A 14,905-nucleotide genomic window follows, 5' to 3' on the forward strand; every position below is an offset into this window, starting at 1 on the left:
GTTTGCCACAATAGCGACATTGTGTAAATGCAGCGGTAGTTCAGTTGGTTAGAATATCGGCCTGTCACGCCGAGGGTCGCGGGTTCGAGCCCCGTCCGCTGCGCCATTTATACGATAGACCTTTTGAGGGCGCTTAGCTCAGTTGGTAGAGCGTCTGCCTTACAAGCAGAATGTCGGCGGTTCGATCCCGTCAGCGCCCACCAGATTCTTTTGCGATGCAGCGGTAGTTCAGTTGGTTAGAATACCGGCCTGTCACGCCGGGGGTCGCGGGTTCGAGCCCCGTCCGCTGCGCCATTTCAAAAGAAATTAAATTGAGGTCCCTGAGCCTGAATTTAATAAACTAAAGATTGACACTCTTTATCAGGGCGCTTAGCTCAGTTGGTAGAGCGTCTGCCTTACAAGCAGAATGTCGGCGGTTCGATCCCGTCAGCGCCCACCAGATTCTTACGATGCAGCGGTAGTTCAGTTGGTTAGAATACCGGCCTGTCACGCCGGGGGTCGCGGGTTCGAGCCCCGTCCGCTGCGCCATCTTAAGATGAAAAGCTTGGATTCCTGAGATCTGAGTTTTCAAGATACCAAGACTACATTCCTTGTTGGTCTTGCGTCATTTAAAACAACGTTGTTGTTTTTCTCAGGGCGCTTAGCTCAGTTGGTAGAGCGTCTGCCTTACAAGCAGAATGTCGGCGGTTCGATCCCGTCAGCGCCCACCATATCTTCTTGCTTCAACTCGATTTATTCCTTAGAATCTGATTGTATTATAATAATATTAAGATTTCACGATTATGAGAAATCCCTATCAGCGCAAAGCCGCGACCAAATCCCAAAAAACTGCTTTCGATCCTCAACAGCTTTATAAGCAATATATTGAAGCCATTGTTGCTAATGCTGGCATTTTTGCACTCTACCAAGATGGCTGGGCCTTATGTGCCACGCCTACCGGACAACGCGCATTTGCCTGCTGGCAAAGTAAAGGTCTGGCTCGACTGCTGATTAAAGACAATTGGGCAAATTACGAGATTCAGGAAATTGGTCTTAAGGATTTTGTAGAGAAAGTCATTCCCTTTTTACGTCAGGAAAGTACCATTGTTTCGCTTGATCTGACCCCGGAAGGACAGAATATTCTGGTGGCACCGGAAAAATTATTACTCGATATTAAAAATTATCTGTATCAGATTTATGTGCAAAAACCTGAACTGTTTAAAAATCCGGATATGCCTTTGCCTAGGCAGATCCGTTTAAATTAAATTTATTGTTTTTAAAACAGCTTGTTTATTGGAACAATGAATATTCATTCAGTAGCCAGCCACTAATCAAAGCAAAATATTCGCGTAACCAGGAATTATAGCGAACATTCTGGGGTGTGCTGGCACTCAGGCTGATGACTTGTTGATAACCCTGATGTCTGGCAATGGCGCGAGCACGAGGGCTGTGAAAATCGCTGGTGACAATCGCAATTGGCTCATTTCGATCAATATGTTGCTGTTTTAATATTGCCTGAGAATATTGCAGGTTCTGTTGGGTACTCCTGCTTTGATCTTCTAGGCTAATGGGGTTGTTGAGCTGCGGATAGTTCGTATGGATATAACTTTGCATGACTTCAGCTTCGCTCTGTCTCTCCCAGAAATTTCGTCCACCGGTCATAATGATTAAAGTCTTCGGATATCGTTCTGCATATTTTGCTGCGGTATCCAGACGATTTTTTAAGATGGGTGAGGGCTGACCCTGATTAATACCACTACCTAATACTAAAATCGCTGCAGCAGGTCGTGCCGGAACAGTCGGGTTGATTGACATCTGGATATAAGCGAAGAAAGCCGCGACACTGATGATCCAGAATAGAAATCCGCCCCAGAGACTGTTCCAGAACAAGGTTCTGAATCGGGAATTCTGTTTCCAGCGCTGAATAGATGAAAAAAACAAGGCATACAGGATGAATGCCACCCCAATGAAGGTAGACAAGGCAATAGCAAAATGCCTCTGACCTTGGCTCAGTAACCAGACGCTATTGAGACATAGAATCAAGCCAAAGATCAGGCTAAGACTTCGTTTAAGTTGATTGAGCATCCAGAGTTCCTTTTTTCTTATTCATATTCTTATTATTGCTTTTGTATCTTCAATAAAAACCGGGCCATTGAGCCCGGTTTTTAGCATATCAGGTTATCTTAATATACATCACGGCGATAACGTCCATCCAGACGTAATTGATCTAGCATTGTTTCACCGAGAATCTCGGTCAGGGCCTGATCCACATCGCTGGCCATACCATTGATGCTACCACAAACATAAATCACCGCACCTTGTGCAATCCAGGCTTTTAGTTCTTCAGCCTGTTCACGCAGTTTATGGTGTACATAGACTTTTTCCTGCTGGTCGCGCGAGAATGCAAGATCGAGACGTTTCAGGGTTCCCATTTGCAGCCAGGCCTGAATGGTTTCTTCAAAGAAGAAGTCATGTTCACGCTGACGTTCACCAAAGATTAGCCAGTTCTGGCTATAGTCCTGACGGTTACGCGCACTGAGCAGACTTAATAATCCCGCAATCCCGGTACCATTACCAATACAGATAATCGGGCGGTTGTCATCAATCAGGTGGAAAGACTCATTGCTGCGAATACGCAGTGCAATGGGTGCATTAAGCGCTGAATGTTGAGTCAACCAGCCGGAACCCAGACCGAGATTACCATTCGTGTCGGTTTGCTGACGTACCACCAGACGCAAAACCTGCTGGCTTGGAATGCTGGCAATCGAGTATTCACGTGTTGCCAAAGCCGGTAATTGCGTGAGGAGCTGATCCAGAGAATCAAAAGGTTCAGCTTGAGTCAGATCACGATCCCAGAGTGCCTGTTCAATGCTTTGATGCAGAGATGGGACCTCTGTACCCGCTGCAATCTGGTGCTTTTGCATAAATGCATGAATATGTTCTTGGCTATTCCCTGGTTGAACCTCGGCAATATCACCTGCTTGCCAGATGGCTTCATGTTCAGGGGTCAGTTCGATATTGAAGGCAGGCGCACCCAGACTACCTGGATTGAGGACTTCACGTTTACTCAGGTTCCAGTGATCAAAGGTCTTATCGATACTCATCGCTTGTAGCTCAAGTCGAGTGACTTGTGCCAGTGCAGTATTCCATTGCTGGATATGCTCGTTGTTGGCATTGTCGACTTCAATTGTATTGAATAGCTGCTGGGCACCATTCTGTTTTAACCACTGATCAATACGGTGACCAAAACTGCAATAGCTGTCTGGATATTCCTGAGAACCTAAGGCCAATACAGCATAACTTAAATGACTGAGATCAGCTTGAGCAGACAGGATTTTTTTCTCAAAAGAAGAAGCCAGATCCGGCGCTTCACCTGTGCCATAAGTACTGGCAACAAATAATACCTGTTCGGTTTGCTGTAAATCGGCAAGCGTCAGTTGCTGTACCGGCTTGACGGTTACCGGTTGGCGTGCTTCCTGTAGGGCAGTTGCTGTACGCCAAGCCAGTTGCTCAGAAACCCCTGTTTGTGAGGCATAAGCAATGAGCCACGGTTTGGCATTTTCATCGACGTTCACTGCAGTCGCACCCTGACGTGCTTCCAGCGTTAAGCGTTTTTGTTTGCGACGTTTCAGATAGAGCATCCAACCTGTCACAAAGAACAATGGCATCAACAAGGCTGCGACCATGACAAGGAACTGATAGATCGGGCCGAAGAAGCTGCCACGATGCACCGGTAACATGCTGCTCATGATCTTTTCATTGAGCTTTTTATCTTCATACAGCTCGACTTCGGTAAATTCAGCTGTCTGGTAATTATAAGTAGCACTGTTTCGTGCACGCTCATGTTGAGCGATCGGATCCACAAAGCTCAGCTGCATTTCGCCATCCGGTTTTTTTGGAAGGTTAAACGTTACGGTAGAATACTTATCTGAAAATTCAGTGTTAAAGCCAATCCAGCTCTGGTCTAGTGCACGGACAGTAGTTTCAGGGCTGAGACCTTCGCGTGCTTCACCTTCAGCACGTGGGCCACGTTCGCCGCCTGGATGTCCTTCACCACGGTTATTGCCGGCATTGGCCTGCATTTCCGGTTGCGGACGCTCTACACCCAGTACCTTAAACATGCCATTGCGCCACCAGTCATAAGACCAGTACAGGCCGGTACAGGCTAAAATCAGGTAAAAAATCACCACCCAGGTTCCCACAACAGCGTGCAGATCCCAGATAAAATTACGGCCTTTCAGCTGAGGTTTTACAAAGAACCATTGCTTGATCGAATGACGTTTCGGCCAGCGCAGGTATAGACCTGACAAGACAAAAAAGATCAGCATCAGGGTACAGGCACCGGTAATCTGTTTACCTACTGGACCAACCGTCAAATTACGATGCAGTTGCTGAATAAACTGGAAAAACTCCCGACCCTTAATCTCTGGTAAGACTTCCGCAGTATACGGGTTGATCATGATGTTCTGACCACGCCGTGCGCCTTCTTTAGCGACATTCACGGTACTCGAAGCACTTGGATCTTGTGCCACGGTAATACTGTTGATCTTCATGTCAGGCGCAGTACGGTTAAAGTGCTGATACAGCTCGGCAGGCGTGAGTTTGTCACGTTGCTGAACCTGAACCGTATAACTGTCGCTATTCATCCATTTTAATATTTGTTGTTCATAGGAATAGATTGCGCCAGTGACCCCCATTATCGAGAGGATTAAACCTGCTGTAATCCCCAGAAACCAGTGGATTTGGAAAAATGTCTTTTTAAACATGGTCGTCAGATTAAGGGTGAGATCTATAAAAGTGGCAAAATTATAACTGAAGTTTAAGCTCGAATTATAGGTGTTGAGGATAATATTTATTCTCATTATCATTTATTGTTTTGAGATTAAAAAAACCTCCATGCCGGGACAGGAGGTTTTTCACTGAAGAAAGAACAGTTTAGATTTGTTTTGCTGCGCCGACTTCTGCTTCCAGATGCTTGCGAATCGTGGCGAAAGAGAAGTTTTTGCTGTCCAGACGTTTCGGCAGGATATATGCACCTTGCTGGCCTTTTACCTTGAAATTGACCAACATGAATTCTGGTGTGTTGTACCATTCATAGATGTCTTTCCAGCTAATCGCCCCAACACCTTCTTGCATGCCCATTTTCTGACGCATCACGATGCCATGTGGTTGTACGCCCAGGCGAACACCTTTGATTTCCTGTACCGGAAATTCATTCATCTTGCGTTTAACATACCATTCCAGACCAAAGGTACGGATCAGGTAATACAACACCACACAGACAATGGCCACCCAGCAGAACACGGTAGAATAGTTCTTCAGGAGCAGAATGCCCAGAATAGAAAGTGCAACAACAGCACCCATGATCAGCCATGCTTTCATGCCAATTTTATTGGTACTACGCCAGATCACCAGCTGAGCATGACGCTGCTCGGCTTCTGAAATTTCATAGTTCACAGGCTGGAGGGTATAAGCGTATAAATTTTTCGCGGTCATAGTGAAATTAGCAGATTTTAAACTGTAAAAAGTTTAGCACTAATTGTACCAATTCAGTGAGTATATTGTTCCAAAATCAGCCAAATTATAATGAACCTAATTCAGTTGCCTGTTCATCACGCTCATGACTCAAACTTTGTTTCAGTTGACTCAACTGCTTTAAAATGCTGAACATTAAAGACAGCTGCTGCAAAATGATCAGGGATTTCTGATCTTGCTCCTGATCTTGAGCCAAGCGCTGTCGAATATGGGGAATCATATTTTGCGCACTTAAATCGGGCATTTCATCTCGCAACAATGCACCACGAATGTTCTCGAGAGCTTTGTCCAGTAAATTCAGAATGTCCTGATCTTCAATTTTTTCCCGGTGTGCGCCCAGTGCAGCAATATAACTGATAAAAGTATGGTTCAGACAAAGGAACTCAAAGGCTAGCGATTTTTGTACCGGATCAATATCCGGTTCAGTGGCCAATGTCGAAATCAGTGAGGCTACCTCGGCATCGGTATTATGAGCAGCACGGCGCACAATCCGATATTTCAGGCCGTTATTACGTCCTGACTTATACTGCTCGATCACTTCGCTCAAATAATCCGCTTCTGCTTGCAAGCTGCGTTTGATACTGCGCGGCAAACGCCGGAACTTCCAGTCTGGAAAAATAAAACTGACGCCGAACCAGGCAATCGCACAGCCAATCAAGGTGTCGATCATACGCGGGATGGCCGCGGCATAGCCCATACCGTCCAGGTTGAAGTTGATCAGGGCTAAAATCGTGATAAAGGCGGTGGCCTGTGCATACTGTTTACTGCGCAATTCAAAGAACAGAATCCCACTCAGTACCAGAAGCAATAATTGTCCTTCGATGGACGGCACAAAATATAAAATGGCATAACCGAGGATAATACCGACCAACGTACCGATAATACGCAGACGTAAACGCCGTTTGGTGGCGTTAAAGTTGGGCTGGCTGACAAAGAGTGCGGTCAATAAAATCCAGTAACCATATTCAATATTGCTGACCTGTACAAAAATATAGCTGATCAGCAGCACAATCGACAGGCGAATGGCATGCCGGAACAGCACCGATTCTGGAGTCAGATGCTGCTTAATCCGAATCTTGATGTCATCCCAGCCTTTCAGGTCATCATCTCTAAGCTGGTTCTCGATATGTTTGAAACGCTCGGACTTGATATTCTGCTCGGTTTCCAGGTTGCGTAACTGGGCATCAATCGATTTCAGGTTTTGAAACAGCGCAAACAGGGCACTGATCCAGACCTGATCATACTGCTGCTCCTGACGTAACTTATCCAGAGACTGTCTCAGGTTATCAAAGGCATGCTTGAAGCGCTGGTTATGTACATAAGGTTTGCGCATCAGCAAACTTTCACTCAGGTCCTTACAGGCTTTGCCCTGAATTGACATGATGCGCTGGAAGCGGAACAGGATATCGCTATGCTGGAAAATCTTGGCCAGTTTCTGATAATCAATATGCGCTGAATCGGCACGTTCATGAATATCCTGCGCGACAAAATAATATTGCAGGCTGCGACGGGTGTCTTTTTGCCCCCGGTCACCTTTCAGGCGAGTCAAAAGGGCAGTTTTCATCTCATTAAAAATCGCAATCAGTTTCCCATTTTCAAGCGAGAGTTCAATCATGCTTTGCTGATAGCTTTTCGGGGTCATGTCCACATCAAACAGATTGGACTTGGCATATAAAAAGTCACCGAGAGCAGAATAGGAAATGGCAAGCTTGTCTTGCGCCAGTCGGGCAGGGAAAATCAGGAAACTGATGGTCGACAGCAGACCGTACCACATCGCGCCGATGACCAATAAACCAGCCTGTTTATACCATTCATCAAACAGCTCCACCCCGAGCATGGAATAAACGGAAATCACCAGACAGCCGTAGGAAATCGTGGCATAGCGTCGCCCTAGTGAACCCAGCAAAATCAGGGCAATACAGGACACAATTAAGGCCAAGGCAAACAGCAAGGGATAAGGAAAAAGCAGATATACGCCTACTGCCGTAATAAAGAAGCCAATGTAGGTGTAGAGCAGATTTAAAATCCGCACCGAAAAGCGGTCATCAATATCGCTTAAACCGGCTGCGACCACCCCTAAAGTCAATGGGATCGTCATCAATTGTTGTCCCATAAAATAGGGAACAAAGGCGGTACCTGCAAATGCCGTCATCATGCGCAGGTTATACATCAAGGTCGTGTTATAGGTGGTTTGCTTGAGACGAGTGAGCCAAGATTTCAAAGGTCGTCCTTTATACTGCAGTCTTAGAGCTGAATCTGAATAGGCTAATGAAAATAGTATATTTATAAATCTTCATTTCAGGCTAAATCATACTATGCACTGTGTTAATTTGTCTGCATATTAGCGCTTTAAATCTTCATGCTTATGACATCGAATAAAATAGTACAACAACCTTATGCCATGTCCTGGATTGTTTTGCTGGCGACCTTAAGTGCACTCGGGCCTTTATCCATTGATATGTATCTTTCGGCCTTACCGGCTATGGCAGCAGATTTTGGTGTCAGTACCCAAATGGTTTCCAATAGCTTGCCGGCTTATTTCTTCGGTCTGGCGATCGGGCAACTGATTTATGGTCCGATCAGTGACCGGATTGGACGTAAACCGCCACTGTATTTTGGGCTGTGTTTATACATTGTGGCAAGTTTGCTGTGTGTCTTTGCGCAGGATGAATGGAGCCTGATCGCTGCACGAATTCTGCAAGCTCTCGGTGGCTGTGTCGGGGTGGTCATGGCACGCGCTGCAATTCGCGATCGTCTGGATATGCATTCAGCAGCTCAGGCCTTTGCCAGCATGATGATTGTGACTGCGATTGCGCCAATCATCGCCCCGAGTCTGGGGGCCTGGGTGTTGATTTTTTATGAATGGAACATGATCTTTTTGGTGCTGATGGGCTGTGGTCTGTTGAGTCTGGCCTGTGTACATTTTCTATTTAAAGAAACCCTGGAGCCAGAACGCCGTCTCAAGCTGAACTTTCAACAGGTTATAAGTTTGTACCGGTGCATTTTTCAAGATCCCAGCTTTCGACGCCCGCTCTATGCCGGCTGTTTTTCCGGTGCGGTGATGTTCTGTTATATCAGTGCTTCTTCGACTATTCTGATGGATCGTTATCAACTGACCGAGCAGCAGTTTGCTTATGCCTTTGGTGCCAATGCTTTCGGCATCATGCTGTTTTCGACCTTGAATAAACGTCTGGCTGGACGATTCTCGATATTGCAGCGCCTGAAAATCGGCACCTGCCTGCAGTTTGCCGGTGTATTAGGGTTAATCTTGCTGGGCTGTCTGGACGTCGATTCTGTGCTCTGGGTGTTGTTAGGCATGTTTATTGTGGTGGCATCTATCGGGTTTACTGGTCCGAATGCCATGGCTTTGGCAATGGCTGAACAGGGCGAGCGGGCAGGAACTGCCAGTGCGATTATGGGCAGTATGCAATTTGTCTGTGGTTTATTGGGCGGTGTATTACTGAATTTTCTGATCTGGCATGCTTTGTTGAATATGGCCTTGATCATGCTGGTTTTTGTCGGTATTTCCGCTTGGGCGATTTTTAAAATAAAGATGCCAATCTTGCAAAATGCATAGATGCTGGGCGTTCTCTAATATATTAAAAATGCTGGATCGAACAGAGGGCTAAGCAAGTTGGCTTAGCCCTGCTTGCATCACTCATCGATAAACACGGCAAATTCCTCTACGGGAACGCGCGGGGTGATAAAGCTGTTAATAATCTGCTCTGGATCGGCATAACCCAGTGCCATACCGCAGACCAGCTCTTCATCACCAGGTGCGCCGACCAGATCAAGCACGATCGGGTGAAAGTGATTCCAGGCTGCCTGCGGGCAAGTGTCCAGGCCACGGGCTTTTGCGGCTAGCATGACATTCTGGATCATCATGGAAACATCCATCTTGGATCCAATGGTCAAAGAACGATGTACAGTAAAAAATAAGCCGACAGGGGCATCAAATAATTCAAAATTACGCAGCTGCTGACGCGCCATTTTTTCCTTTTCGCCTTTTTGAATATTCAGTAGGCCATATAAACCCCAGCCATTTTCACGACGACGTTCAATAAATGGCGAGATCCATTGTTCAGGATAATAGGCAAAAGTTTCTTGGTACTGTTGAGACAATTCAGGATTTACATAGATTTGCATTTGTGCCTGACAGACACGTTGCACGAGTTCATCGCGCTTTTTGCCTGTTACCACATACACCTTCCAAGGTTGGGTATTGGTTCCTGAGGGTGCGCGGCTGGCAACCGTCAAAATCTCTTTTAAGGTGTCAGTACTAACGGGGGTATTTTGAAAAGCACGCACTGAATGGCGAGTGGTGATGGTGTGATCTACAGCATGAACAAGATTTTGATCCATTATGGGGTCCAGTCGAATATCCTTATTGAGTTTGTAATGACTATAAACTAAACAAACAGAACGGGGGATAGGAAAATTTCATTCTCAGCCGGCTGCAAAAAACAATTTGTCAGCAAAATGACTTGAGGAATGAAATTTCGCATTCTTTTAGCTAAACATAAATCGCCTCAGTGATAGCAATCGATTTACCCATAATGTTGGTCTTTGATTTAAAAAATGGCTTAAAACCCAAGTGCTTGAACCATTCGACAATAACAATTTCAAACAGAGAACTGGTTTATTTTGACTGCAAATCAAGATAATTTAATTTCAAGATCCCTGTTTCATTCCGTGTCGAGTAAAAGATTAATATTTTTTTTGAATTAAAATATAGATTAATCTTCATATAAAAATGAGAATTTATAATTATTTTTTATAGGTAAATTAACTATTGCTAATAAAAAGAAATAAAACTTGATACAAAGAAACAGCATAATGTACGACTTTTCATCTTAATTCATGCATTTTGTGATTAAGATCTGTTTTAAATAACGCGATTCCAGATGGCTTGAATGAAGTCTTTAGGTTGAAAGCACTCATCAAGCACTGAATGTTTTTTTGAGCTTAAAACACAGTTTTTTTACCAACATGCGCGTCTGTTTGAAAATTGTCTGCAATTTTCCAACAGACTGAGTATCGGAATAGAAAAGGTGTTGCTTTTATAAATCTCTCATTTGTTGAATATGATCGTGATGATGATATTCATAAGTTTAAAAGAGATGATAAATCGGTTTGTTTTTCTAATGGTGATAGATCAAATCAGGATATTTCCAGATAAAGATCTAATGAGCGAGCTAGAGATCTAGCGCACTCCCTCACTTTTAGAACAATAAAAAATTCAAAATCATCTTGGGCAAAAAATTATGGATTTTACTTTTAACGCATTTTATACCTTGATTGCCGCAGTCATTGTTTTGTTACTCGGCCGATTCCTGGTTAATAAAATCGATTTTTTAAGACGTTACAATATTCCTGAGCCGGTTGCGGGCGGTTTGGTTGCGGCGATTATCTCATTGCTGGTGCATTCATTGTGGGGATATAGCATCACCACCAGTGCAGAATTACAAACCAGCTTTATGCTGATTTTCTTTGCTTCGATTGGTCTGAGTGCCAACTTTTCCAAGTTGCGTGAAGGTGGGATCGGTCTGGTTATTTTCCTGTTTGCTGTTTCGGCTTTCATTATTTTGCAAAATGCGGTCGGCATGAGTCTGGCAACATTACTGGGTATTGACCCGTTGATTGGCCTGATTGCAGGCTCAGTTACCTTAACCGGTGGTCATGGTACTGCGGGTGCATGGGGGGAAATTTTTGAAGTTGAACATGGTATTCAAGGTGCTTTGGCACTAGGTATGGCCAGTGCGACTTTTGGATTGATTATCGGCGGTATTATTGGCGGACCTTTAGCCAAGTTGCTGATCAACCGTTATAACCTGGCGACTGCGCGTACCGATCAGCAAATTGAAACGCGTGACAATACGCCAATGGACAGCACCACCAGCGAATATGTACCGTTTGAATATCCGCATCAGGTGCGTTTAATTACCGCTGATAATGCAATCACGACCTTGGGTCTATTTGCAGGCTGTTTGGCTTTTGCAGAGTTTATGACGGGTTTCAGTAAAGGTACTGCATTTGAACTGCCAACATTTGTCTGGGCATTGGCGGGTGGTGTCATCCTGCGTAATGTACTGGAAGGTGTTTTCAAAGTTCAGATTTTCGATCGCGCGATTGATGTGTTCGGTAATGCTTCATTGTCGCTGTACTTGGCGATGGCATTGTTATCATTGAAATTATGGCAATTGGCTGACCTTGCAGGACCACTGATGGTAATTCTGGGTGCACAGACCATCACCATGGCTTTGTATGCCGGTTTTGTAACTTTCCGCATCATGGGTAAAAACTACGATGCTGCGGTACTTGCAGCAGGGCATTGTGGTTTCGGTATGGGCGCAACGCCAACAGCGGTTGCCAATATGCAGGCGATTACCAATATGTATGGTGCGTCGCATAAGGCCTTCCTGATTGTTCCATTATGTGGTGCGTTCTTCGTTGACTTAATCAATGCTACTGTTATTCAGATGATTTTGAAGTTTTTTGCATAATTTTTATGCCTGATACGATGAGTCATAGGCTCATAAGGATGTGACATGAATGATCAGTTAAATGAAACCTTACTCGGCTGGATTAATGCCCTGAATGGCCCTTTATGGGATTTTCTGGTGGTGTTTCTGGTCGCAGTTGGTATTTTCTACACGATCATGACCGGTGCAGTACAAATTCGTTTGTTCTGGCACAGCATGAAAGTCATGAAAAATAGCCGTGGCAAGGTTCAGGATACGCACGGCATTACCCCGTTTCAGGCCTTTGTCACTGGACTGGCAAGCCGGGTCGGTGTGGGCAATGTCGCGGGTGTCGCCATTGCGATTGCAATTGGTGGCCCCGGTGCCGTGTTCTGGATGTGGTTTACTGCCTTTTTGGGCATGAGTTCTGCTTTTGTTGAATCTTCTTTGGCACAGTTGTTCAAGGTGCGAGATAACAAAAACCAGCAATTCCGTGGTGGACCAGCTTATTACATTACACAAGGCCTGAAACAGAAATGGCTCGGGATTGTCTTTGCGATTGCATTGATCACGACTTATGGTTTTGTCTTCAATGCAGTTCAGGCCAATGCCATTACCGGAGCAACCTCTCATGCCTGGGGCTGGGATCAGGCGAACCTGATTCTGCCATTAGGCGGCCTAAATCTGGAAATTTCCTGGGTCGGATTGTTTCTGGTCTTGATGACTGCGGTGATCATTTTTGGCGGGATTAAACGGATTGCGAAAGTTGCGGAAAGCTTTGTGCCGTTTATGGCTGTGCTTTATCTGGCTGTGGCTTTGTATATTGCGGTCATCAATTACGATCTGCTCCCATCCATCTTCCAGCTCATTTTCAGTAAAGCCTTTGAATTTGAAGCCGCCGCTGGTGGATTCTTTGGCGCCATGGTATCTATGGCGATGATGATGGGCATCAAGCGTGGTCTGTTCTCTAACGAGGCAGGGATGGGTTCGGCACCGAATGCTGCTGCAGCTTCCGATGTCAAACATCCGGTCAACCAGGGTCTGGTACAGATGCTCGGAGTATTTGTAGATACCTTTGTGGTGTGTTCATGTACCGCGATTATTATTCTGGTTTCGGGTCTGTATGAAAATGCAGGCTTTGAAGGCGTGACCTTGACCCAGATGGCGCTTGAAAGCCAGATTGGTGCTTGGGGTGATGACTTCCTGGCTTTGATTCTGTTCCTGTTTGCCTATTCTTCGATTATTGGTAACTATGCCTATGCCGAAGGAAACGTCCAGTTCATCAATAACAATAGCCGGGTGATGTTGATTTTCCGCTTATTTGTATTGGTCATGGTGTATTTCGGTTCTATCGCCAGTGTGCCATTGATCTGGAATATGGCAGATCTGTTCATGGGTGTCATGGCAAGCATCAACCTGATCGCAATCCTGTTGCTGATGCCATTCTTGCTGATGCTACTTCGCGACTATACTGGTCAGTTGAAGCGTGGTGTGAAAGAGCCTGAATTTAAACTGGATAACCATCCTAAATTTAAAGACAAGGTCAAATCAGATATCTGGTAAGACTTGAAGCAAAAAGCCCCGATCATTCGGGGCTTTTTTGTGCCAAAGTTATTTAAAAGAAATTTAAATAACTTTGATAAAGCACGAAGCCCAAAATCAGGCTGAACCAGACTGGTAATTTTGAGCGTAGCAGGGCAATCATCACTGCGACAAAGACCAGGTCGGAACCATAGCTAAAATAGCGTTGTGAAAGATCCAACAATAAATATAGTAACAAACCCACCACTGCAGCATTGATGCCCATCACCGCCTGATGAATATGGCGCTGCTGCATCAACCACGACCAGTAAGGCAAGGTGGCAAAGATCAAGAAAAATGAAGGTAAAAAGATTGCACAGGTCGCTAACAATGTATTCAGCCAGGCATAAGGCGTCCAAGGCAGCAAAGCACCAATATAACTGGCAAAACTGAATAAAGGTCCCGGCATTAGCTGGGTAAATGCATAGCCAAGATCAAAAGACTCTGCACTGACTAAACCGGTTGTGACAAAATCCTGATGCAGCAAAGGCAGAATTACATGACCGCCACCAAACACCAGCGAGCCAGTCTGATAGAAATTAGAAAAAAATTGTAGCTCCGATTGGCCCCATAATTTGCCTGCTAAGGGCAGCAGCAAAAATGGCAGGATAAATGCCAGCAGCCAATAGGGCGCAGCGGCAGATCGAATATAAGGCAAGCTGATTGCCGTTTTGTTAATTTCTTTGGGTTTCGAATCTGATTGGGAAAAATGTCCGGCCAAGAGTCCACAGACTGCGCCCAGCATAATCACCAGAATCTGGTTAAAACTCACTGAAACCACCATCAATAATATGACAGAAAGGATTAAGACTGAGTATTGCCAGGCCGTTTTACAGAAGCTTCTCAGCATTTGCCAGAATGCCCAGGCGATGACAGAAAATACAATTAACTGGATGGTATGAAAGCTGTTTGAGTTTAAAATATGGAAATAGCTTTGACCCAAGAGCGCCACCAAGGTCATCAGAATCATTGAGGGTAGGGTAAAACCCAGCCATGCGATCACGGCACCAGTATAGCCCCGTTGCAGATAACCGATCGACAGCCCCACCTGACTGCTGCTCGGCCCGGGTAAAAGTTGTGCCAAAGCGACCAGTTGACTGTATTGGGTGTCATTCAACCATTGCAGTTGGGTTACAAATTTTCGGTGAAAAAACACCAGATGTGCTGCCGGACCGCCAAATGAAATGCAGCCCAGTTGCAGGAAAATCAGGAAAATCCGATACAATGAGATTGAAGGCATACAGTTATGGGAAAAATGAAGATAAAGTAGCTGAACTGTATGACAGTTTTACGAAATTCTACAGACTATTTATGCATGTGTTTATACACTATGCTGCTTTAGATTAATG

10 protein-coding genes and 6 tRNA genes are annotated in these 14,905 nt (G+C 45.1%); 10 read left to right on the forward strand and 6 right to left on the reverse strand.

From position 1 onward, the window contains the following. Positions 1 to 29: 29 nt before the first annotated feature. The 7 genes from MWG72_RS00780 to MWG72_RS00810 all read left to right on the forward strand — a co-directional run bounded on the left by MWG72_RS00780 (position 30) and on the right by MWG72_RS00810 (position 1,244). Positions 30 to 106 (forward strand) — tRNA-Asp (locus MWG72_RS00780). Between the two features lie 21 nt (positions 107 to 127). After that, a tRNA-Val gene (locus MWG72_RS00785) sits at positions 128 to 203 on the forward strand. A 14-nt stretch (positions 204 to 217) separates the two neighbouring features. Beyond that, positions 218 to 294 (forward strand) — tRNA-Asp (locus MWG72_RS00790). 69 nt (positions 295 to 363) lie between these two features. Then, positions 364 to 439 (forward strand) — tRNA-Val (locus MWG72_RS00795). A gap of 12 nt (positions 440 to 451) precedes the next feature. Further along, positions 452 to 528: transfer RNA gene (locus tag MWG72_RS00800), tRNA-Asp, on the forward strand. 106 nt (positions 529 to 634) lie between these two features. Next, positions 635 to 710, forward strand: a tRNA-Val gene (locus MWG72_RS00805). A 72-nt stretch (positions 711 to 782) separates the two neighbouring features. Next, positions 783 to 1,244 carry a DUF2750 domain-containing protein gene (locus MWG72_RS00810; protein ID WP_005104048.1) on the forward strand — a complete coding sequence of 154 codons (462 nt, stop codon included), beginning with the start codon at positions 783 to 785 and terminating at the stop codon, positions 1,242 to 1,244. 25 nt (positions 1,245 to 1,269) lie between these two features. On the opposite strand, the gene MWG72_RS00815 is transcribed toward MWG72_RS00810, so the two are convergent. From MWG72_RS00815 to yccS, 4 genes are all read right to left on the reverse strand, one after another. Further along, entirely contained in the window at positions 1,270 to 2,064 is a 795-nt protein-coding gene (locus tag MWG72_RS00815) for a YdcF family protein (RefSeq protein ID WP_005104046.1), read from the reverse strand. Between the two features lie 98 nt (positions 2,065 to 2,162). Continuing rightward, a complete protein-coding gene (locus MWG72_RS00820; RefSeq protein WP_247143043.1) occupies positions 2,163 to 4,745 on the reverse strand; it encodes a PepSY domain-containing protein in 2,583 nt (860 codons plus the stop codon). 169 nt (positions 4,746 to 4,914) lie between these two features. After that, complete coding sequence (locus MWG72_RS00825) at positions 4,915 to 5,475, reverse strand: YcxB family protein (RefSeq protein ID WP_004280696.1); 561 nt, start codon at positions 5,473 to 5,475, stop codon at positions 4,915 to 4,917. An 85-nt stretch (positions 5,476 to 5,560) separates the two neighbouring features. Beyond that, a complete protein-coding gene (gene yccS / locus MWG72_RS00830; RefSeq protein ID WP_184412404.1) occupies positions 5,561 to 7,735 on the reverse strand; it encodes a YccS family putative transporter in 2,175 nt (724 codons plus the stop codon). Between the two features lie 138 nt (positions 7,736 to 7,873). Between yccS and MWG72_RS00835 the strand changes: the two genes are divergently transcribed. Then, complete coding sequence (locus MWG72_RS00835; protein WP_044111501.1) at positions 7,874 to 9,091, forward strand: multidrug effflux MFS transporter; 1,218 nt, start codon at positions 7,874 to 7,876, stop codon at positions 9,089 to 9,091. A 77-nt stretch (positions 9,092 to 9,168) separates the two neighbouring features. Here the strand turns inward: MWG72_RS00835 and MWG72_RS00840 are convergent, their stop codons facing one another. Further along, positions 9,169 to 9,876: a nitroreductase gene (locus MWG72_RS00840; RefSeq protein WP_247143044.1), complete on the reverse strand. Its 708-nt coding sequence runs from the start codon at positions 9,874 to 9,876 to the stop codon at positions 9,169 to 9,171. A gap of 902 nt (positions 9,877 to 10,778) precedes the next feature. On the opposite strand from MWG72_RS00840, the gene gltS reads away from it, so the two are divergent. Next, positions 10,779 to 12,017 carry a sodium/glutamate symporter gene (gene gltS, locus MWG72_RS00845; protein WP_004731964.1) on the forward strand — a complete coding sequence of 413 codons (1,239 nt, stop codon included), beginning with the start codon at positions 10,779 to 10,781 and terminating at the stop codon, positions 12,015 to 12,017. Between the two features lie 45 nt (positions 12,018 to 12,062). Continuing rightward, positions 12,063 to 13,538, forward strand: coding sequence for an alanine/glycine:cation symporter family protein (locus MWG72_RS00850; protein WP_005252633.1), 1,476 nt, complete (start codon positions 12,063 to 12,065; stop codon positions 13,536 to 13,538). A 52-nt stretch (positions 13,539 to 13,590) separates the two neighbouring features. Here the strand turns inward: MWG72_RS00850 and chrA are convergent, their stop codons facing one another. After that, positions 13,591 to 14,796, reverse strand: a complete 1,206-nt coding sequence (gene chrA / locus MWG72_RS00855) for a chromate efflux transporter (protein WP_044111504.1) — start codon at positions 14,794 to 14,796, stop codon at positions 13,591 to 13,593. Positions 14,797 to 14,905 lie beyond the last annotated feature (109 nt).

Origin of the sequence: Acinetobacter lwoffii (genome assembly GCF_022967985.1) — a bacterium.
Classification (GTDB): Bacteria; Pseudomonadota; Gammaproteobacteria; order Pseudomonadales; family Moraxellaceae; genus Acinetobacter.